The sequence below is a fragment of the Nocardia sp. NPDC056564 genome, from assembly GCF_042793755.1.
Classification (GTDB): Bacteria; Actinomycetota; Actinomycetes; order Mycobacteriales; family Mycobacteriaceae; genus Nocardia.
This window is the reverse complement of the sequence record NZ_JBHTUR010000002.1, coordinates 683033-703656: the sequence shown is the minus strand read 5'-3', so window position 1 is coordinate 703656 and position 20624 is coordinate 683033. Positions and strand designations below refer to the sequence as shown.

Sequence of the window (20624 nt, the reverse complement as noted above, 5' to 3'; positions counted from 1 at the left end):
GGTGTGCTTCGCGGGATCAGGGTTGCTTGCGGTACTGCTCGACGTCGAGTCCGCCGACGCCCCAGTTGGCGAGATCGACCTCGTCGATGACCACGTAGGTGGTGGCCGGGTCTTTGCCGAGGACCTCCTGGAGCAGGTCGGTAACGCCTTTGATCAGGCGCGCCTTCTGTTGCCTGGTGACGCCCTCGTCGGTGACCTTGATGTTGACGTAAGGCATCAGGCGGCCCGCCCCGAGATGAACCCGCCGTCGACGGGCAAGATGTGACCGGTGGTGAACTCGGCGTCCGCGAGATACAGGACGGCGGCGGTGGTTTCGGACACCTCGCCGATCCGGTTCAGCAAAGCCATTCGGCCGGAAGCGGTTTCGTCGCCGTCGCCGAACAGCGGCGTGCGGATGATGCCGGGGGCCACGGCGTTGACCCGGATGCCGTCGGCCGCGAGTTCCGCGGCGAGGCTGGTGGTCAGCGCGTGCACGCCGCCCTTGCTGACCAGCGCCGCGGAGGCAGGCAGCCCCGCCAGCGCGTGGTTGATGAGCACCGTGCCGATGTTCACGATGCTGCCGCCGGTGCCCTGCCGCGTCAGCTGCCGTACCACGGCCTGCGTGGTGAAGTAGGTGCCCTTGAGATTGCCGTTCAGGTAGCTGTCGAGGTCCGCCTCGGTGACGTCCACGAACGGCTTGCTGCCGAAGATTCCCGCGTTGTTCACCAGCACGTCCACCCCACCGAACCGCGCGACCGCCGCCTTGACCAGCTCGGAACCCGTTGCGGGAGCGCCGATATCGCCCGCGAACGCAGCGACCCGCGCGGGCGCGTCGAGTCGCGCGGCCACGTCGGCCAGCTTGTCCGCGTCGCGGCCGTTGAGCACCACGTTGTCCCCCCGCTGCACGAACGCGCGGGCGATATCCTGCCCGATCCCGCTGGAGGATCCGGTCACGATCACCGTCTTCGGCATATACTTCTCCTTCTATTGATACGACCGGTCGTCTTGGAATGGTCAAGCAAAGACGACCCGATAGGAATGCCCAGTTCAGGGCAGGAAGTAGTCCCCCAGTAGACGATCCAAACACTTGTTCAGTGGCGTCAGGGTCCGATCGATCTTCATCCGGATCACCGCCCCCTCCCACGACTCGAGCAGCAGGTCCGCCAGGTCGGTCGCGTCGATATCACCGCGAATCATCCCGAGCCCCTGCGCTTCTCGCAGTTGCTCGGCCACCCGGTCCCGCCATGCGCCCCACGCGCTGGACAGCGACTCGCGCAGCAGCTCACTGCCTTCCAGCTCGCCACCCAGATTCGCGATCAAGCATCCGCCGGTGAATTCGGCCTGGACGAACTCGTCCATCAGCCGCCCGAAGAACGCCCGCAACCCGCTCACCGGATCCGGCGCCGCGCCGAACGCCTCGGTCAAATTGCGCTGCACGCACAGCGAATGATGCTCGATCACCGCCCGCCCGAAGCTTTCCTTGCTGTCGAAGTAGTTGTAGAACGACCCCTTGGGCACCCCCACCTTGTCCAGCACCTGCTTGATGCCGGTCCCGTGATACCCACTGGACAGAAACCCCGCAGCCCCCTCCTCCACCAGAAGCTGCCGAGTGTCCCCACTCCGTCGCGGTCGCGCCATAACGCCAATATACGACCGGTCGTCTACAAACGCCAATCCACCCCGGCCCGGCTAGAAACCACGCCGCCATTCGGCGCACTGGGTGACGAAGTCAGGCAGGTGGGTGGCGGTGAAATGTTCCGGGCACCAGTCGTCCTGTGCGACAGCGGCTGTCCAGACGTAGGTCGAGACCCGATCCGCGGCGGCCGCCAAGGAGATTGCGCGGAGATCGTATTGATCGTCCTCGAAGGCGTCGAGGATCTCCCACTCCGCCGCGGTGAGCCCGCTCAGAACGAGTCCGCGGGCACGCGCGTTCAGTTGCGGAACGAGTCCTGGGTACAGGAGACCGGGTAGCGCCGCGACTCGCCAGCCCGATGCCGTAGCGGCGCGGCGTCGCGGCACGCGGTCGATCAGTACCTCGAGTACCTCCGGGAATTGCAGCGTGCCGTAGACGAACAACGAATACCCCTGCGCCGCACACTGTTCCCATCGCCTCGTCGGCGGTTTCATGCGCAGCTCCTCCCGATCCGCGGACACGCGCCGCACCATCATCGCAAGCCGAACGGCGAAACCACCTGGCCCCCAACTCCCTCACATCGGACGCTGGGTCCGAATGATCGCGGCGAGGTACTCGTAGTCTTCCGCACGGGCGGTCGAGGTGCGGTAGGCGAGGCCGATGGTCCGGCCGGGCGCAGGCGTGGCGAAGTGCGCGGTATCCAGTGTGCCCCGGGCGGTTTCGGACGCGACGGCCATCTCCGGGATGAGCGTCACCCCGAGACCGCCCGCGACGCACTGCACCACGGTGGCCAGCGAGGCAGCGCGGGTGTCGCCGACCGCGGCCGGGTGGATCTCGGCGGAGCGGCACAGATCCAGCGCCTGGTCGCGCAGGCAGTGCCCCTCGTCGAGCAGCAGCAGCGGTAGCGAGTCGAGGACGGACGGGGCGAGATCGGTGCGGCCGGCCAGCTCGTGCCCGCGCGGGGTCACCAGCACGAACTCCTCGGTGTAGAGCGGGATCTCGACCAGGCCGGGCACCTCGGTCGGCAACGCCAGCAGCGCCACATCGAGCACGCCGGTCCGCAGCCCGTCCAGCAGACGCGCGGTCTGATCCTCGATCACCTGCGGGTGAAGCGCGGGTAACTTCTTCTGCAATTCGGGAAGAAGACCCGGCAGCACATACGGAGCAACCGTCGGAATGATGCCCATCCGCAACGTGCCGCCGAGACCGTCACCGGTCGCCGACGCCACGAAACGGTCCGCCGCCTCGAGCGTCGCCATCGCCTTCGGCAGCAACCGCATCCCCGCCGCGGTGACGAGCACCCGGCGCGTGCTCCGCTCGATCAGTTGCAGTCCGAGCCCGTGTTCAAGTGCCGCGAGCGCCTGCGATAGCGTGGGCTGACTCACACTGAGCCGCGCTGCGGCAGTGCCGAAGTGGCGGTATTCCGCGACCGCTACGAACGCACGCAGCTGTGACAGGGTCGGCTGATAAGTCTGATCGGTCACGGCTATCAGTGTAGTGCGACTGATCACCTTTACCTTTCAGCAGCCCTTCGGCAAGATCGCAAGTGAGCTTTTCTGCTTTTCTGCACAGTGCTAGCAAACCCATCACAGAACTGAGGAGATTAGGCATGGCCTTGCTGACCATCGGCGACCAATTCCCGGCATACAACCTCACCGCTGTCATCGGTGGTGATCTGTCGAAGGTCGACGCTCAGCAGCCTGACGACTACTTCACCACGATCACCAGCGACGATCACGCGGGCAAGTGGCGGATCGTCTTCTTCTGGCCGAAGGACTTCACCTTCGTGTGCCCGACGGAGATCGCCGCGTTCGGCAAGCTCAACGAGGAATTCGCGGATCGTGACGCGCAGGTGCTCGGCGCCTCGGTCGACAACGAGTTCGTGCACTTCCAGTGGCGCGCCCAGCACGAGGACCTGAAGACCCTGCCGTTCCCCATCCTGTCCGACCTCAAGCGCGAATTGGCCACCGCCACCGGCGTTCTCAACGCCGACGGCGTCGCCGACCGCGCGACCTTCATCGTCGACCCGAATAACGAGGTGCAGTTCGTCTCGGTCACCGCGGGTTCGGTCGGCCGCAATGTCGACGAGGTGCTGCGGGTGCTCGACGCGCTGCAGTCCGACGAGCTGTGCGCCTGCAACTGGAAGAAGGGTGACCCGACCATCAACGCGGGCGAACTGCTCGCCGCGAGCGTCTGAACCCGGAAGCACTGCGCCACTAGATGATCGACCCTGAATTGACTGTTCCCCGCGTCGGCGGGGATGACCCGAGGATAGAGATACATGAGCATTGAGAACCTGAAGAACTCCCTTCCCGAGTACGCCAAGGACCTCAAGCTCAATCTGTCATCGCTCGCGCGCACCACCGTGCTGAACGAACAGCAGCTGTGGGGCACCCTGCTGGCGACGGCGGCCGCGACCCGGTCGGCGACCACGCTGCGCGAGATCGCCGAGGAGGCTGCGGACGTGCTGTCCGAGCAGGCGTACAACGCCGCACTCGGCGCCGCCTCGATCATGGGCATGAACAATGTGTTCTACCGGGGCAAGGCGTTTCTCGGCGGGCGCTACGACGACCTGCGGGCCGGTCTGCGCATGCAGATCATCGGCACCCCGGGGGTCGACAAGGCCGATTTCGAGCTGTGGTCGTTCGCGGTGTCCTCGATCAACGGCTGCGAGCACTGCCTGGAGGCGCACGAGCACACGCTGCGCGAAGCGGGCGTGTCCCGTGAGGTGATCTTCGAGTCGCTGCGCGCGGCCGCGATCGTCGCCGGCGTCGGCCAGGCCGTGCAGTCCACCGAGGCGCTGGCCGCCGCCGCGGTCTGAGCAAACCCGAGCAGAGGCCGTCGCCGGTTCGTCCAACGGACCGGCGGCGGCCTTTGCGGTACCCCGCCCACCAGCGGTTACGCCGCGATCCCCGCGGAGTGTGGGCTACGCGACAGCCTCGTGTCGGACCCGGCTAGTACGCTCGGCAACCATGGGTACACAGGTTGACGTGGTGCGGGTATTCACCGATCCCGCCGGACGTTTCGGCAACGAACTGGGCATCGCGCGGGCCGCGGATGTCCCCGAAACCGAGCACCAAGCACTCGCGGCGAAGGCCGGATACAGCGAGACCGTCGTGGTCGAGGACCCGATCGACGGGGTCGCGCGGGTACGGATCTACACCCCTGCCGTCGAACTGCCGTTCGCCGGGCACCCGTCGGTCGGCACCGCGTGGTGGTTCGCCGAACAGGGCATCCCGGTGCGCAGGCTGACCGTGCCGGCCGGGCCGGTCGCCGTCGAGCTGGCCGAGGGTCTCACCTGGATCACCGCCCGCGGCGAATGGGCGCCCGACTTCACCTTCCACCAGCTCGAAAGCCTGGAGGAACTGGCCGCCCTGCGCCCGGACGACGTCACCGGCGGCCCGCACTACTTCTGGGCCTGGACCGATCAGAACCGCGGCACCCTGCGTTCGCGAATGTTCGCCCCCACGTTGGGCATCGCCGAAGACGAGGCGACCGGCGCGGCGGCCGTCGCCATCACCGCGCTGCTGCGCCGCGGCCTGGTCATCACCCAGGGCGAGGGCTCCCAACTCTTCACCGCCTGGGACTCCGACGGCTGGGTCCGGCTCGGCGGCCGCGTGGTCGCCGACCAGCCGGTGGAGATCTGAGTTCACCGCACCGCCGGTCGCGGTCCGGCGCTCAGGGCAGGAGGACGCCGGCGATCGGTTCGGTCGTCGGCGCCGCGGATCCGCCGGATGGCTCGACCGTGACCGCCAGCGTCTCCCCCGACTCGAACGACATCACGAACGGCCTTGCCACCGAGGGCAATTCGGTGAACACCCCGGCCGACTGCGGCACCGGCTCGGTGCCGGCGGGCACCAGCCAGGCCTGATACACCCGCCCGGACGGCGGCGGGGGTACGCCGTCGAACGCCATCGTCGCCAGCCGCTGCTGCGCCGAGAACTCCACCACCACGCTGCCGCCGCCGACGACCGGCTTGGACAACGTCCGCGCGTCCGGTTGCCGGTGCACCTGCTCGGCCCCCGGCACCGAGGAGGGCTGGGTACCGATCCGGTCAGCGACCAAACCACCGCCGATCACCAGGCAGGCCGCCGCGGCCACCGGCACCACCCACCGCAGCCGCCGCGGCCACGCGGACGGCACACGATCACGACCGTCGTCGGGCAGCGCGGCCAGAATCCGCGCCTCCAGCTCCGGCGGCGGCGCCTGCGCGTCCAGCTCCGTCACCCGGGCCATCACCTCGTGCATCCGCTCGACGGTCTCCGAGAATGCTTGCCGCACAGCCGGATCGGCCTTCGCCAACCGCTCCTCGATATGCCGGCGTTCGATGTCCCCCACGGCGTCGAGCGCGCACGGGTACGCCAGGTCGAGCAGTTCCGCGTCGGATCGCGGGAGTTGGTCAGCCATCGGCGCCTTCCACGGACAAGCACTTCTCCAGTCTCTTCAGCCCATCGCGGATGCGGGTCTTGACGGTCGGCAGCGGCACCGATAGATGGTCTGCGACTTCACGGTACGTCCGCCCGCTGTAGTAGGCGAGTGCGATCGCCTCGCGCTGGGTGGACGTGAGCGCGCCCAGGCAGCCGAGGACCTCCCGCTCCTCCATCCGCTGGGTCACCGATTCGGCGACGACGTCGTGATCGCGGCCGCCGTGCGAGTGGGCGTAGGCCAGGTCGCGGACCGCGGACGCGGCCTCCGCGCGTACCCGGTCGACCGCGCGGCGGTGCGCGAGCATCATCAGCCAGCCGATCGGGCTGGCCAGCGCGGCGTCGTACTGGTCGGCGGTCGACCAGACCTGGAGGTACACCTCCTGGGTGACCTCCTCCGCGGCGGCGTGGCTGCGCAGGATCCGGATGGCGAGCCCGAATACCCGCGAACTGGTGAGGCGATAGAACTCGGTGAACGCGGCACGGTCCGCGGCGCCGGTTTCCGCGAGCAGGACGACGAGCCGGCGGGCGGCGAGGGCGGAGCGGTGTCGATCGAGTTCGCTGGGCAGCGGGCACCGGCGTAAGAGGTCATCGTCCGCCCTGTCGATCGCCGGCTCGCCGGGCCGATGGGCTATCGCGAAACCGTGATCCGTCATCGCCGAATACCTGCGTGCATGACAGGGGTTCGGTATGCGCTACCTCATGGATTGGTCTACGGCACCGGTCAACTCGAAACTGCCGCGATCAACATGTACGCGGTACCCAGGTCCATCACCACGTGCGGCACCATCGCCGTGCGGTGCCGCGGCCAGGTGAGTGCCGCGACACACCCATTGGAGCGCAAGAGAATACCCAGGTAGCCCGGCGTGTCGACGAAGGAGCGCCCGACCGCGAGCGCGACCACCGCGGCATCCACGGCGAACAGCGCGGCGAGCCCGAGCGCCGGAATCGGGGCCGGGCCGCCGGAATGACCGGACATCGCGTGCCCGGACATCGCGTACAGCATGGCCGCGGCGGTTACCGCGTGGTAGCCCAGCGGCACCAGCCGCTCCGCCGACGGCCGATCGGGCGCGCTGCGCCACTCCAGGATTCGACTCATCAGCAAGGCCGCGAAGACCACGACCATCGCGGTGAGCACGCCGCGCACGGCCAGCGGGCTCGCGGCCGCCGGAAAGATCAGCATCGCGAGCATCACCAAACACATGATCAGGTGCGCGGCGTCGGATTCGTGATACCCGGCGACCGGCCGCAGCCTATCGGAAGTCGAATCTCCTTGCTGCCGAGTCCGATCCACCGAACCGGAACCTATCGATTCGGCGCCGCGCACCCCTCGAGCGGGCACCGCCAGTCGCCCGAGCACGATCGCCCCCGCGATCAGGAACGCCGCCACCGCCGACCACCGCAATGCGGGGTACTCCTGCACGAACTGCGCCACCCCCCACCACCTCTCCTCGCGGCGACCGTGGACCTGCCCGTTCTATGCTCGCACCCGATAACGGCGGGGGTGCCCTTTTCGCCGGGCCCGCACGCTCAGTGCGGCACCGTCTGCCGGTAGCGATCGACGGCCGAGCGGGCGAATCGCCCTGGCGACACGCCGCGCCACTGCTTGAACGCGTTCGAAAAGCTCGGCGCGCCCGAATATCCCATGCGGTAGGCGACATCCTCGACGGTGAGTCCGGTGGCGAGCAGTTCCTCCGCGAGGGTGCCGAAGGTCTCCGCGCAGAGCTGGCGGTAGGACGTGCCCTCCTCGGCCAGCCGGCGGCGCATGGTGCGCAGGCTCATGTGCAACCCGGCCGCGACGTCTTCCTGACTGAGCCTGCCGTTCATCTGATGCATCAGCATCGCCCGCACCGAGCCGGCCACGCCTTGGCGCAGGCCGCGCCGTTGCAGCAGATCGTCGCACTGCTCCTCGAACAGCTGCGCGGTCAGCGGACTCGCCTGCGGCATCGGCTCGTCGATGCCGGTGGCGTCGAAGATCGCGGTCTGCAACTCCGCGGAATCGCTGCTCGGGATCTCGAACTGGTCGAAAATCGGTACCAGCCTGGGCAACAGCCCGCCGGCCACCTCGACGCGCACCACCGGCGGCGGCACGCCGAACACCAGGAACCAGTTCGTCAGCAACGCGGAGACATCGCGTTCGGCGAGAAAGCCGCGCAGGTCTTCGGGCAGCTCGCGGTCGTCGCCGTAGAGCCAGATCTCCTCGCCCCGATAGACGTGCCAGGCGCGGGAGAACGAGGTCATCAGGCTGAAGTAGCGCATGGCGACATCGATTGCCTGCCGCATCGTCGGGCTGCTGAGCACGGCCAGCGCGAACACGCCCAGGGTGGTGATGTGCGTGCGCGAGCCGGCCTCCAGGCCCAAGCCCGGCTTGTCGTCGAGCAGTGTGACGAGGTTGCGGACGATGCCGAGTTCCTGCGCGGCGGTGATCTCCGCCCCGGGGGTCTTCAGCACGCGTGGGTCCAGCTCTGTGCCACGCAGGCACTGGGTTTGCGTGAGCCCGTGATCCTCTCCCAGCTCGACAAGGATCACCGCGTGTGTCACCGACCGCCGCCACTCCCATGAGGCCACGCGTCCATCGTTGCTTGCTATGGCCGATATGCGCAAGGTTTCTGGCCGGAGATCGTAAGTTCCGCTCTCCCAACGGGTTCGGCGGGCGGATAAAACCGTCCGACCGGTTCTATATGCACGGCTTGGCCGGATTGCGCAAAGTCATGACCCGATATCGCATGGAGAGCCGTCCAGCGACAATCTAGCGTTTGAACGAGACAAAGGCAGGCGAAAACATATGGCTCGGAAGGCACTCGCTGGCAAACGGGTCGCGATCACCGGGGGTGCGCACGGCATCGGACGCGAGACCGCGCTGGCGTTCCTGGCGGAGGGGGCCGATGTCGTCCTCGGCGACGTGGACGTGGGCGCGGTCCGCACGGCCGCCGACCAACTCACCAGATCCCCCGGCGGCACGGTGATCGGGCTGGCGCTCGACGTCACCGACGGCGCGCGCTTCGGCAGCTTTCTGACCTGCGCCGAGCGCAGACTCGGCGGCCTGGATGTGGTGGTGAACGCCGCCGATGTCCTGCCGTCGGGCCCGTTCCTCGCGGAATCGGAGGCCGAGCCGGATCTCCGGATCGACGTCAATCTGCGGGCCGTGATCATCGGAACCCGGGTGGCCACGCAACGATTCGTCAGCCAGGGACACGGGCAGGTCGTGAACATCGGCACCGCCGCCGGGGTGCCCGCGGCGCTCGGCGCGGCGGTGTACTGCGCGACCGAACACGGCGTGGCCGGCCTGGGTACCGCGCTCGACCGGGAACGGTCGGGCACGCGGGTGATCGTGAGCACCGTGGCGCCGGGCTCGCGCGCGGATCAGGAGACCATCGTCGACGCGGTCGTCGATTGCGTCATGCACCGGCGCGGCGGCCTGATCAGCGTGGCGCCGCCCGGCGGCCTGCAGGCGGCGCTGCGGCCGCCGGGCGGGTTCCTGCGGCACCTGTTCGCTCGCAACGGGCAGCGCTGATCACAGCTCGCGCAGCACGCGTTTGAGCACCTTCCCGGTCGGGTTGCGCGGCAGTTCATCGATGAACAACACATCGCGCGGCACCTTGAACCGCGCCAGATGCGCCTTGACGTGCTCACGCACCTCCTCCTCGGCGAGCGAATGTCCTTCCCGCACAACGACCACCGCGCGCAGCCGCTGCCCGTAGCGCTCATCGGGCACGCCGAAGGCGCTCACCTCCTCGACCGCCGGATGCGCGGCGAGCAGTTCCTCGACCTCGCCGGGGAAGACGTTCTCGCCGCCGGAGACGATCATGTCGTCGTCGCGTCCGTCGATGAAAAGCCTTCCCGCACTGTCGAAGTGACCGACGTCGCCGGTCGACATCAGATCGCCGACGCGGACCTTGTCGCCGCCGCCGGTATAGCCCTCGAACTGGAAGTTGTTGCCGACGAAGATCCGTCCGGTCCGGCCCGCGGGCAGCTCCGCCCCGTTCTCGTCGAGGATCTTCACCGTCGCGCTCGGCACCGGACCACCCACGCAGCCCGGCTCGACGGCCAGGTCGGCGGGGGTGGCGATGGTCGCGTAGGCCACCTCGGTGGAGCCGTAGAGGTTGTAGACCACGGGACCGAACGCCTCGGTCACCCTGGTGCACAGCTCGGCCCCGAGCTGCGATCCGGCGACGAAGATGATCCGCAGCGCGGAGAAGTCATGTCCCGCACGGGCTTGCGGCCCCAGATCGAGCATCCGCCGCAACATCACCGGCACCGCGACCAAGGCGGTGACCCGATTGCGATCCAGGCTGTCCAGCACGGCCTGCGGGTCGAAGCGGCGGCGGATCACCAGCGTCGAACCGAAGCCCAGTGCGATGAACACATGCGCGAAGCCGAGCGTATGGAACAGCGGCGCCGGGCATTCGGTGATCTCGCGGGCCCGGAACGGCACCTTGTCGAGGATCGCGCCGAGCGGCGCCAGTGAGGTCGGCTCGCGCCGGGGCGCGCCCTTCGGGGTGCCGGTCGTGCCGCTGGTCAGCAGGACCACCTTCGCGGTGGTGGTGGCCCGCCGCGGGGTCGTGCGGGCCGCGCCGGCGATCAGATTGTCCAGCGTGTCGACACCGGGCTGCTCGGCCCAGGCGCGATAGCGGCCGCGCGGCGGGGTGAGGTCGCCGAGCACGTCGGCGTACTCCTCGTCGAACACCAGCAGATCGGCCCCCTCCCTGGCCACCACCTCGCGCAGTTGCGGGCCGGCGAAATCGGTGTTGAGCAGCACGATTCGCGCCCCGCACTTGGCCGCGCCGAAGACCGCGTAGTGGAAGCCGCGATGATTGCGGGCCAGGATCGCCACGACCTCGCCGTCGCGCAGGCCGCGCGCCCGCCAGGCGTTCGCCAGCGCGCTGGTGCGGTCGTCCAGCTCGCGGAAGGTGAGCGAGCCCAGTTCGTCGATGATCGCCGTGCGGTCACGGTAGCGCTGGGCGGCGAGCGCGGTGATCGCGCCGAGCATGCCGAATCGATAGGCCGCCGCGCCGATCTTGACCAGCCGGTCCGGCCGCTCCGGGGTCACCAGCCCCGCGCGCACCGCCAGTGCGGCGTAATAGGTTTCGTCGGCGGCGCGGCGAGCGGCGCCCGCCGCCAGCGTGGTGACCCTGGCGAGCTTCATGATTCATACCCCCTGGCCGGACAGCGGTGTCCGCCGAGCAAGTGCGGGCAAGTGCCCTCTCAGTAAAGCCTGTTCGATCGGGGTCCGTCGAGTGCGCGCGCTGCCGTGGCGGGATGCATCATGGACCAATGCTGAGAAATACCGACCAGTCCGCTACCGCGGACGCCCCGGTCACCGGCTCGCACTCGGCGCTGGACCTGCGCATCGTCGTCGACGACCTCTCCGGACCGGAGATCGCCGCCCTGCTCGCCGAACACGTCGCCGAACTGGCCACGCACTCCCCCGCCGACAGCATGCACGCGCTCGACCTCGACGCGCTGCGCCGTCCGGAGATCACTTTCTGGAGCGGGTGGGACGGGGACACCCTGGCCGGCTGCGCCGCGCTCAAGCGGCTCGACGACGAGCACGCCGAAATCAAGTCCATGCGCACCGCCCCGACGCACAAACGCCGCGGCGTCGCCTCGATCCTGTTGCGCCACTTGCTCACCGAGGCGACCGCACGCGGCTACCGCCGGGTCAGCCTGGAAACCGGAACCCCCGACTTCTTCATCCCCGCCCAAAAGCTCTACGCCGCAAACGGTTTCGAGCCCTGCGCCCCCTTCGCCGACTACACCCCCGACCCATACAGCCACTTCATGACGCGCACCCTCTAACCCCGAACGCCCCGCCGCACCACTTCTGATTTCCCGCACCGAAATTCGCATGCGATTCCAGGTGCGGGAAATCAAGAGCCGTGCGGGATCAGCCGAGCGCGCGGGTGAAGCCTTCGACCAGTTCGTCGACCTGCTCGTCGGTCATCACGAAGGACGGGGAGATCTGCATCGCGCCCTGGCCTGCGGCGCGACTCGAAACACCGTGGGCGCGCAGGGTTTTCACCATCGGCAGGCCCTCGGCGGGATCGACCAGCTGAACCGCGGCGACCGCGCCGAGGCCGCTGCGCACCTCGGCGACGCGCGGGTGCTCGGCCAGCGGGGCGAGCTTGGCGTGCAGGGTGGCTTCCAGCCGCGCCGACTCGTCCAGCAGGTTCTCCCGCTCGACGATGTCGAGGTTGGCCAGCGCGGCCGCGGCGGCGCCCGCGTGCCCGCCGTAGGTGTAGCCGTGCCGCCACCAGACGCCGCCGGCGAAGAACGGTTCGGCGATGTGCGGCGCGATGAACACCGCACCCATCGGCACGTAACCGGAGGTGAGGCCCTTGGCCGTGGTCATAAGGTCCGGCGCCAGGTCGAAGCGGGACGAGGCGAACCACGAACCGCCGATCCGGCCGAAGCCGGTGACGACCTCGTCGACCACGAACAGGATCTCGTGCTCGCGGCAGATGCGGCGCACCTCGGCGAGGTAGCCCTCGGGCGGCAGGTAGATGCCGCCCGCGCCGATGATCGGCTCGCAGAAGAAGGCGGCGATGCGGTCGGCGCCGACCTCCTCGATCAGGGCGAGCAGCGACTTGGGGTCGTCCCATTCGATGGTGCGCGCGTCGGCCATGAACTCGCCGTAGCCCTCGCGGTTGACCGGGATCCCGGCCAGCGCGGTGCCCGCGACGTGCATGCCGTGGTAGGCCTTCTGCCGGCCGACCACGATGGTCTTGTCCGGCTTGCCGAGCTCGTGCCAGTAGCGGCGGGCCAGCTTGGCGGCGGTGTCCACCGAGTCCGAGCCGCCGGAGGTGAAGAAGATCTTGCTGCCCGGCACCGGCGCCATCGCCGATAGTCGCTCGGCGAGCTGCTGGGTGGCCGGTCCGGCAAAGTCGCCGAAGTTGGAGTAGTGCGCGATCCGGCGCAGCTGCGCGGCGACCGCGTCGGCGATCTCGCCGCGGCCGTGGCCGACGTTGGTGAACCAGAGCCCGGCCGTCGCGTCCAGGTAGCGGTTGTCGTCGGCATCGTAGATGTAGGCGCCCTCGCCCCGGGCGACGACGAACGCGCCGTCCCGCTCGACCGCACCCATGTCGGCAAATCCATGCCATAGCGAGTTCATGTGTCCACCTTTACCGGAGGAAGGTGTCGCCCTCCGAATCGCGCCGACGGGTTGTCTGCTCACCGATCCCCGCAAAACCCACTTCACCAGGCCGAATGCCCTCGTGGCCGATGACCCGTATGGCCATCACCACGTCTCCGCGAGCAACGAACGGGACCTGGCCGCGGCAAACATCGAGACGCGCCTCGGCGAGGTCCCGTTCGGCGACCTCATGGCGTGCGGCGGCGGGCCAGGCCACCGACGGCGGCTATGGCCACGGCCAGCAGGGTGAAGACGGCGGTGAGGACGATCAAGCCGATGGCCAGCGAGACGTAACCCTGCTGCCGCGGATCCAGGAACGGATACGGATACCAGTCGACGATCGGGCCGCGCACGAGGCTGTAGATGCCGTAGATCAGCGGATAGATCAGCCACAGCCCGACCAGGCGTGGCGAGAGGGCCAGCCGCTGCCGGGCGGGCACCAGCACCCAGTCCGCGACCAGCACGATCGGCAGCACCCGGTGCAGGATGTCGTTGATCCAGCGATCGGTGAGCATCACATCGATGTGGGCCAGCAGCACGGCGTAGACCACGCCGGTGATGAGCAGATACAGCGCGCTCGCGCCGCGCACCACTTCCCAGCGACGGCTGTCCGGGTCGCGCAGACCGCCGATCAGCAGTACCAGCACGGCGAACACGTTCGATTGAATGGTGAAGTAGCTGAAGTAGTTTCCCGTGGAGAACGCCGTCTCGTGCAGATTGCGCAGCGGTATCCACGCCAGCGCCACGACGCCGAGCACGCCGAAGGCGATCCGCAGACCGCGATACACCCAAGCCGTGCCCGAATCGGCGTCCATCGCCCGATCCTCGCATATCAACCCCGGTTAACCCGGGAAATCCGGACAGTCCGCACACTGCCCGCAACCCGGTCTGGTCGCCTGACGGAAATTCCGGTTGCCGCCCTTCGCTACGCTTATGAGTGCAATGACCAGGACAGCTGACACCGGACCCCGCGAGCTCCGCACCCGCCTGGCGAATCTCTCCCTCCGCGACGAATACCGGCTGCGCCGCCGGCTCGATCGGGCGCGTGGTGGCGACCTCGGCGAGGTCGAGGCGGAGATCGCCGCGGCCGAGCTCCGCATCGACGCGCGCCGGGCCGCCGTGCCGGAGATCCGCTACCCCGAGCAGCTGCCGGTCACCCAGCGCCGCGAGGACATCGCCGCCGCCATCGCCGAGCATCAGGTGGTGATCGTGGCCGGCGAGACCGGCTCCGGCAAGACCACCCAGATCCCGAAGATCTGCCTGGAACTCGGGCGCGGCATCCGCGGCACCATCGGCCACACCCAGCCGCGCCGCCTGGCCGCGCGCACCGTGGCCGAGCGGATCGCCGAGGAACTCGGCACCGAGCTGGGCGACATCGTCGGCTACACGGTCCGGTTCACCGATCACGCCTCCGACCGCACGCTGATCAAGCTGATGACCGACGGCATCCTGCTCGCCGAGATCCAGCGTGACCGGCTGCTGCGCCGCTACGACACGATCATCATCGACGAGGCGCACGAACGCAGCCTCAATATCGACTTCCTGCTCGGCTATCTCAAACAGCTGCTGCCGCGCCGGCCCGACCTCAAGGTGATCATCACCTCGGCGACCATCGACCCGGAGCTGTTCGCCCGCCACTTCGCCGACGAGAACGGCACTCCCGCACCGATTGTCGAGGTGTCCGGCCGGTCCTATCCGGTGGAGTTGCGCTACCGGCCGCTGGCACTGGAACTACCCGGCGCCGACGACGAAGACGACGAGGACACCCGGGTGGTCGACCGCGACCCGGTGGACGCCATCGGCGACGCGGTCGCCGAGCTGTTCGACGAGGGCGACGGGGACGTGCTCGTGTTCCTGTCCGGCGAACGCGAAATCCGCGACACCGCCGATGCTCTGCGCGATCTGAAGCTGCCGCGCACCGAGATCGTGCCGCTCTACGCGCGGCTGTCCACCGCCGAGCAGCACCGGGTGTTCGCCCCGCACACCGGCCGGCGGGTGGTGCTGGCCACCAACGTCGCGGAGACCTCGCTGACCGTGCCGGGCATCCGGTACGTGGTCGACCCTGGGACAGCACGCATTTCGCGCTATTCGATGCGCACCAAGGTGCAGCGGCTGCCGATCGAACCGGTCTCCCAGGCCTCGGCGCGGCAGCGCGCCGGACGTTGTGGCCGGGTGGCCGACGGCATCTGCATCCGGCTCTACTCCGAGGACGACTTCGACTCCCGGCCCGCGTTCACCGAACCGGAGATCCTGCGCACCAACCTGGCCGCCGTCATCTTGCAGATGACCTCGCTCGGGCTGGGCGATATCGAGAACTTCCCGTTCGTGGAGGCGCCGGACAAACGGGCGATCCGCGACGGCATCGCGCTGCTGGAAGAGCTCGGCGCGCTGGGCCGCCGGACGGGCGACGCCCCCGAATCCGACGCCGGGCTCACGCTCACCCCGATCGGGCGCGACATGGCGCAGCTTCCGGTCGATCCGCGGATGGCCCGCATGCTGGTCGAGGCGCACGGCAGCGGAAACCTGGCCGAGGTGCTGATCATCGTCGCGGCGCTGTCGATTCAGGACGTGCGCGAACGGCCCGCCGACAACCAGCAGGCCGCCGACACCAAGCACGCCCGGTTCATCGTCGAGGGTTCGGACTTCCTGGCCTACCTGCGGCTGTGGGAGTACCTGAACGAGCAGCGGAAGTCGTTGTCGTCCAACCAGTTCCGCCGGATGTGCCGCGAGGAATTCCTGCACTACCTGCGCATCCGGGAATGGCAGGACCTGCACGGCCAGCTGCGCACCATCACCAGGGGACTCGGCTGGTCGGCGGATGGCGGACCGGATCGCGCCGACGAGGCGGACGACTCGGCGCGCACCTCGGAGCGGCCGGGCCGCGGTTCGCGCCGGGGCCGGGGACGCGGCACCAACGCGCCGGCCGGACAGCCGGGTTCACGGCAAGCCGCCGACGATGGTTCGCGCCGTGCACAAGCCCGAGGCGTGAGCGACGACGACCGATCTCTCGGGCAGCGCGGCGCGCAGGCGAATCCCGAAGGAGGTTCGCGCCGTGCGCAGTCGAGGGACAAGGCCTCGACGTTGTCCGCCGAAGCTAGCCAAGCTGGCGACGGCACCCGAGGCGGAGCTTCGGCAGGAAGAACCGACCGGCAGGAAGCCAACGCGGCGCGCGGCGACCGGGCGGGCGGCTCGAAGCGCGGCCGTGGGCAGGCAGCGGGCGGCTCGGCGCTCGAATCCGACGACCTGCCTTGGGATTCCGTCGGCATTCACCAGGCGCTCCTGGCCGGCATGCTCTCCCATATCGGGCTGCGCGAGGCGGAGTCGCGGGAGTTCCTCGGTGCCCGCAACGCGAAGTTCATGATCTTCCCCGGTTCGTCGCTGGCGAAGAAGCCGCCGCGCTGGGTGATGGCCGCCGAGCTGGTCGAGACCTCGCGGCTGTGGGGGCGGATCGCGGCGAAGGTGGAGCCGGAGTGGGCCGAGCGGCTCGCCGGCGATCTGGTGAAACGCACCTACTCCGAACCCCATTGGTCGGCGAAGCGCGGCGCGGCGAGCGCCTACGAGCGGGTCACCCTGTACGGCATCCCGCTGGTGACCGGCAGGCAGGTGGACTACGGCCGGATCGATCCCGAGCTGTCGCGCGAACTGTTCATCAGACACGCGCTGGTGCAGGGCGAATGGCAGACCCGCCACGACTTCTTCCACCGCAACCGCGAATTGATCGACGACGTGGCCGATCTGGAGCACCGCGCCCGCCGCCGCGACATCCTGGTCGACGACGAGGTGCTGTTCGAGTTCTACGACCAGCGCCTGCCCGCCGACATCGTGTCCGTGCGGCATTTCGACAGCTGGTGGAAGGGCGCGCGCCGCAAGGACCCGGCCCTGCTGGACTTCTCCACCTCGACGGTGGTCAACGCGGGCACCGCGGCGCTGGATCCGGCCGCCTTCCCCGACGCCTGGCGGCAGGGCGAGCTCAGCTTCCCGCTCACCTATCAATTCGAGCCTGGCAACGAGGAAGACGGCGTCACCGTCCGCATCCCGGTCGAGCAGCTGGCCCACGTGCGGGCCGTCGGCTTCGACTGGCTGGTGCCGGGCATGCGCGACGAGCTGGCCGCGGCGTTGATCAAGACATTGCCGAAGGCGTTGCGGCGCAGCGTCGTTCCCGCCCCGGACTTCGCGGCGGCCGCGCTGGCCGCGCTCACCCCGCGCGCCGAGCCGTTGCGGATCGGGCTGGCCAGGGAACTGTCCCGGCTGGGTTCGATCACCATCGACCCGACCGACCTGGACACCGCCGCGCTACCGGATCACCTGCGGATGACCTTCGCCGCCGTCGACACCGCGGGCCAGGTACTGGCCAGGGGCAAGAGCCTCCCGACGCTGAAAACCCAACTGGCCGAACAGGTTGCCGCGTCGGTCGCGCGCGCCACCGCGAGTGCCGAGCGAGCGCCGGCCGTGGCCTGGACCTCGGAGTCGCTCGGCACGGTGGAGCCGACGGTCCGCCGCGAGGTCGCCGGACAGACCGTCACCGGTTATCCCGCACTCGTCCCCGAGGGCGACGGCGTGGCCGTCCGAGTGCTCAGTTCCCCTGCCGCACAGGCCGCCGCGATGCGGGCGGGCACCCGCACCCTCGTGCTGAACGCGCTGCCTACCTCGGTCCGCGCGGTCACGTCGAGCCTGCGCCCCACCGATCGCCTTGCGCTGACCCAGAATCCGTACGGCTCACTGGACGCGCTGATCGAGGACTGCCGCGCCGCGGCCGCCGACGAGCTCATCGCCGCCGCGGGCGGCCCGGTGCACAACCCGGACGACTTCGCCGCGCTGGTCGCCAGGATCCGCCCCGATTTCGTCTCCGCGGTGGCTCAGCTGGTCCGGCTTGTGGTGCCGATTCTCGCCGAGGCGCACCGGGTCTCGGCCGCGCTGGCCGAAACCTCCGAACGCGACATCGCCGAGGACGTGCGCGATCAACTGGACAACCTCGTCTTCCGCGGCTTCGTCTCCGAATGGGGCAGCACCCGCCTGCGCGAACTCCCCCGCTACCTCCAGGCCGCCGTGGTCCGGCTGGCGGCGCTGCCCGCCTCCGCCGTCCGCGACCGGCAGGGCATGATCGAACTCGACCGCGTCCTCACCGCCTACGACCGGCTGGTCAACTCGCTGCCGGAGAACCGTCGCCAGGCCCCGGCGGTCACCGAGATCTGGTGGATGATCGAGGAATTCCGGATCAGCCTGTTCGCCCAGAAGCTAGGCACCCCATACCCCGTGTCCGCCAAGCGAATCGAGCGCGCGATCGCGGCGATCCGCAGGTAGCCACCCGCACCACTGCTGATGTCCCGCACCTGAATTTGCCTGCAATTCCAGGTGCGACACCGCAGAAGTGGTGCGGCGGTGGGCTATTCGACCGGGACCGCCGCCGCCTCGCGCGCGCTGCGCATCTCCTGGATCTCGCGTTCGAAATCCGCCGCGGAGGTGAACGACCGGTAGACGGAGGCGAACCGGAGGTAGGCGACCTCGTCGAGATCGCGCAGTGGGCCGAGGATGGCCAGGCCGACCTCGTGGCTGGGCACCTCGGGAGAACCCTTGGCGCGCACCGCGTCTTCCACCTTCTGCGCGAGCAGGTTCAGTGCGTCGTCGTCGACCTCGCGGCCCTGACAGGCGCGGCGCACGCCGCGGATGACCTTTTCCCGGCTGAACGGCTCGGTGACGCCGCTGCGTTTGACCACGGACAGGATCGCGGTTTCCACCGTGCTGAACCGCCGCCCACAGTGCGGGCACGCGCGGCGGCGGCGGATGGCCGCACCTTCGTCGGCCTCGCGCGAGTCCACCACCCGGGAGTCGGGGTGTCGGCAGTACGGGCAATGCATCCGGGGGATCCTTCGTCGATGCGCGCGCTCGCGGCCGGCCCGGCAACCGATCGGGGTGACCGTCCCGGCGAGCACGTGTACAGGGGCCTAGACCCCGACACCAGGTAAACCTCAGGCGATATGCGGAATACCTGCATAGCACTTCGAGGATACCCGTCCGGGTACTCCGGTTGTCCCACTCACCCTTTACCGGGCGGCGATACCCCCGCAATCGCCGCCTGCGGCCGGGCTATTCGACGACCTGCCACTGCGCGGTCAGGTCCGCGATGAGCTCGGGCAGGCGCGGGATCAGGCGGCCACGGGCGAGTTTGTTCCAGAACGACTCGCCGAGCACGGCGGGCGCGAGCGCGGGATTCAGCTCCATATCGATATGGCGCGGGACCAGGTCGCCGGTGATGTAGGTCCAGCGGGTGTCGCGGTCGGCCCAGTTGAAGCCGGGCAGCGGGGTGCGCAGGGCAAGAGTGCGGCCGCCGAGGTCGGCGCGGACCGTCGACGGGGCGAACACGCCAGGGGCGCGGACGCCGGGCACGGCGGGTTTGCCTGCGATGGTGCTCACATAGGTGAGGACGCGGCCGATCGGAGCGCGCCCGGACGAGGTCGCGTCCCACTGGTCGGCGATCACCCGGTTCTGCTCGCGGTCGGTCATCCGGATCAGCGCGTCGATATTGCCCGCGCGGGTGCCCGCGGCGATCGACTGCCACGCGGTGTGGATGTCGGCGTCGAGCACGCCCGCGTCGTACAGCTCATCGATGCCGCGCATACCCAGCGCGACGTACGCCTCGTGCATCGGGACCAGGTCGGTGAAGATGTGCTTCTGCATGATCATCAGCCGGGTCTGGTACCAGGCGAGGTCCTCGGCGGTGAGCCGCGAGCCCTCGGCGGCCAGCAGGCGGATGTCGGCGGGCAGTTCGCGCACCAGTTCCGGCGGGGTGCCGCGCAACAGGTCGGCCACCGCGTCGCCGAGTTGATGGATGCCCGGCACGTCGAGCACCACGCCGACGTCGCTCATGTCGAAGAATCCGGAGGCGAACGAGCCGCCCGCGATGCCGGCCAGCCCGGCCCAGTAGAACTCCGGGTGCTGGGTGGTGAGTCGCAGGTAGTTGACGTACACCTGGTTGAACGTGCGCTCGTTGGCATGCACGCCGCGCACCGGATCCCAGGCCGCGAGGTCGATGCCCGCGTTGCGAGTCGCGACCACCAGCCAGTACTGATGCAGCAGGGTGGCGTAGCGGCGGGGTGGCACCCCGTCGGCGCGGGCCTCGCCGAGGGCCGCGGCCAGGGTCGATTCGTCCAGCGGGAGAGCCGGATTCAGGCCGCCGCCACCCGCACCGTCACCGTTGACGGACGGCAGGTCCAGATACTCCGCGTAGGCGGGCGCCGCCTGAGCGGCCGGGATCGAAGCGAACCCGAAAACCAGGCACAGGGCGAGCCCGACGATTCGGGCGAGCGATCGGATAGGGCGTGCGGCGGTGCCGAGGTGCGTCATTGCTAGCTGTCCCGAACTCGTCGATGGGCCAAGGCCATGTCTGGCAAAGGCCCTTGCCAGATCATGTTTTCAGCACACTAGCAACATGTTCTAGTCAGCGATCAACAAATTCGGC

The 20624-nt window shown here is 69.0% G+C and carries 20 protein-coding genes; 6 read left to right on the top strand and 14 right to left on the bottom strand.

Annotation, left to right across the window (positions count from 1 at the left end):
• Positions 1-16: 16 nt before the first annotated feature.
• The 5 genes from ACFQ9K_RS07405 to ACFQ9K_RS07385 all read right to left on the bottom strand — a co-directional run bounded on the left by ACFQ9K_RS07405 (position 17) and on the right by ACFQ9K_RS07385 (position 3096).
• The gene (locus tag ACFQ9K_RS07405) at positions 17-217 is read right to left on the bottom strand and encodes a 4-oxalocrotonate tautomerase family protein (RefSeq protein WP_378715062.1); all 201 of its coding nucleotides are present in this window, start codon (positions 215-217) and stop codon (positions 17-19) included.
• On the bottom strand, positions 217-951 hold the full coding sequence (locus ACFQ9K_RS07400) for an SDR family NAD(P)-dependent oxidoreductase (RefSeq protein WP_378715063.1): 735 nt from the start codon (positions 949-951) through the stop codon (positions 217-219). The genes ACFQ9K_RS07405 and ACFQ9K_RS07400 overlap by 1 nt, the downstream gene beginning before the upstream one ends.
• 75 nt (positions 952-1026) lie before the next feature.
• Positions 1027-1575, bottom strand: a complete 549-nt coding sequence (locus tag ACFQ9K_RS07395; RefSeq protein ID WP_378715064.1) for a TetR family transcriptional regulator C-terminal domain-containing protein — start codon at positions 1573-1575, stop codon at positions 1027-1029.
• A 93-nt stretch (positions 1576-1668) separates the two neighbouring features.
• The gene (locus ACFQ9K_RS07390) at positions 1669-2106 is read right to left on the bottom strand and encodes a gamma-glutamylcyclotransferase family protein (protein WP_378715066.1); all 438 of its coding nucleotides are present in this window, start codon (positions 2104-2106) and stop codon (positions 1669-1671) included.
• An 81-nt stretch (positions 2107-2187) separates the two neighbouring features.
• Positions 2188-3096, bottom strand: coding sequence for a hydrogen peroxide-inducible genes activator (locus ACFQ9K_RS07385; RefSeq protein ID WP_378715068.1), 909 nt, complete (start codon positions 3094-3096; stop codon positions 2188-2190).
• Between the two features lie 125 nt (positions 3097-3221).
• Here ACFQ9K_RS07385 and ACFQ9K_RS07380 point away from each other — a divergent pair, with 125 nt between their 5' ends.
• The 3 genes from ACFQ9K_RS07380 (at position 3222) to ACFQ9K_RS07370 (ending at position 5259) form a co-directional block, all read left to right on the top strand.
• Positions 3222-3809 (top strand): peroxiredoxin, encoded by a 588-nt coding sequence (locus ACFQ9K_RS07380; RefSeq protein ID WP_014986752.1) that lies wholly within the window; start codon positions 3222-3224, stop codon positions 3807-3809.
• Positions 3810-3893: 84 nt separating this feature from the next.
• The gene (locus tag ACFQ9K_RS07375; protein WP_378715069.1) at positions 3894-4433 is read left to right on the top strand and encodes a carboxymuconolactone decarboxylase family protein; all 540 of its coding nucleotides are present in this window, start codon (positions 3894-3896) and stop codon (positions 4431-4433) included.
• Between the two features lie 151 nt (positions 4434-4584).
• On the top strand, positions 4585-5259 hold the full coding sequence (locus ACFQ9K_RS07370) for a PhzF family phenazine biosynthesis protein (protein ID WP_378715071.1): 675 nt from the start codon (positions 4585-4587) through the stop codon (positions 5257-5259).
• A 31-nt stretch (positions 5260-5290) separates the two neighbouring features.
• Here the strand turns inward: ACFQ9K_RS07370 and ACFQ9K_RS07365 are convergent, their stop codons facing one another.
• The 4 genes from ACFQ9K_RS07365 to ACFQ9K_RS07350 all read right to left on the bottom strand — a co-directional run bounded on the left by ACFQ9K_RS07365 (position 5291) and on the right by ACFQ9K_RS07350 (position 8604).
• Complete coding sequence (locus ACFQ9K_RS07365) at positions 5291-6019, bottom strand: anti-sigma factor domain-containing protein (RefSeq protein WP_378715073.1); 729 nt, start codon at positions 6017-6019, stop codon at positions 5291-5293.
• The gene (gene sigK, locus ACFQ9K_RS07360) at positions 6012-6692 is read right to left on the bottom strand and encodes an ECF RNA polymerase sigma factor SigK (protein WP_378715075.1); all 681 of its coding nucleotides are present in this window, start codon (positions 6690-6692) and stop codon (positions 6012-6014) included. Before sigK ends, ACFQ9K_RS07365 begins: the two co-directional genes overlap by 8 nt.
• Positions 6693-6760: 68 nt before the next feature.
• Complete coding sequence (locus ACFQ9K_RS07355) at positions 6761-7471, bottom strand: DUF5134 domain-containing protein (protein ID WP_378715077.1); 711 nt, start codon at positions 7469-7471, stop codon at positions 6761-6763.
• Positions 7472-7566: 95 nt separating this feature from the next.
• Positions 7567-8604, bottom strand: coding sequence for an AraC family transcriptional regulator ligand-binding domain-containing protein (locus ACFQ9K_RS07350; RefSeq protein WP_378715078.1), 1038 nt, complete (start codon positions 8602-8604; stop codon positions 7567-7569).
• 217 nt (positions 8605-8821) lie between these two features.
• Here ACFQ9K_RS07350 and ACFQ9K_RS07345 point away from each other — a divergent pair, with 217 nt between their 5' ends.
• Positions 8822-9550, top strand: a complete 729-nt coding sequence (locus tag ACFQ9K_RS07345) for an SDR family NAD(P)-dependent oxidoreductase (RefSeq protein ID WP_378982902.1) — start codon at positions 8822-8824, stop codon at positions 9548-9550.
• Here ACFQ9K_RS07345 and ACFQ9K_RS07340 read toward each other — a convergent pair whose 3' ends face one another.
• Positions 9551-11182 (bottom strand): acyl-CoA synthetase, encoded by a 1632-nt coding sequence (locus tag ACFQ9K_RS07340; RefSeq protein WP_378727072.1) that lies wholly within the window; start codon positions 11180-11182, stop codon positions 9551-9553. It lies immediately after the preceding gene.
• A 128-nt stretch (positions 11183-11310) separates the two neighbouring features.
• Here ACFQ9K_RS07340 and ACFQ9K_RS07335 point away from each other — a divergent pair, with 128 nt between their 5' ends.
• Positions 11311-11835: a GNAT family N-acetyltransferase gene (locus tag ACFQ9K_RS07335; RefSeq protein ID WP_378727074.1), complete on the top strand. Its 525-nt coding sequence runs from the start codon at positions 11311-11313 to the stop codon at positions 11833-11835.
• An 88-nt stretch (positions 11836-11923) separates the two neighbouring features.
• Here ACFQ9K_RS07335 and ACFQ9K_RS07330 read toward each other — a convergent pair whose 3' ends face one another.
• Together ACFQ9K_RS07330 and ACFQ9K_RS07325 are read right to left on the bottom strand one after the other, a co-directional pair.
• Positions 11924-13147, bottom strand: coding sequence for an aspartate aminotransferase family protein (locus ACFQ9K_RS07330; protein ID WP_378982899.1), 1224 nt, complete (start codon positions 13145-13147; stop codon positions 11924-11926).
• A 209-nt stretch (positions 13148-13356) separates the two neighbouring features.
• Positions 13357-13983: a Pr6Pr family membrane protein gene (locus ACFQ9K_RS07325; protein WP_378726053.1), complete on the bottom strand. Its 627-nt coding sequence runs from the start codon at positions 13981-13983 to the stop codon at positions 13357-13359.
• Positions 13984-14110: 127 nt separating this feature from the next.
• Between ACFQ9K_RS07325 and hrpA the strand changes: the two genes are divergently transcribed.
• Complete coding sequence (hrpA, locus tag ACFQ9K_RS07320) at positions 14111-18469, top strand: ATP-dependent RNA helicase HrpA (protein ID WP_378726051.1); 4359 nt, start codon at positions 14111-14113, stop codon at positions 18467-18469.
• A gap of 83 nt (positions 18470-18552) precedes the next feature.
• Here the strand turns inward: hrpA and nrdR are convergent, their stop codons facing one another.
• The gene (gene nrdR / locus ACFQ9K_RS07315; protein ID WP_378726049.1) at positions 18553-19023 is read right to left on the bottom strand and encodes a transcriptional regulator NrdR; all 471 of its coding nucleotides are present in this window, start codon (positions 19021-19023) and stop codon (positions 18553-18555) included.
• A 229-nt stretch (positions 19024-19252) separates the two neighbouring features.
• Positions 19253-20509: a hypothetical protein gene (locus tag ACFQ9K_RS07310; protein WP_378726046.1), complete on the bottom strand. Its 1257-nt coding sequence runs from the start codon at positions 20507-20509 to the stop codon at positions 19253-19255.
• Positions 20510-20624 lie beyond the last annotated feature (115 nt).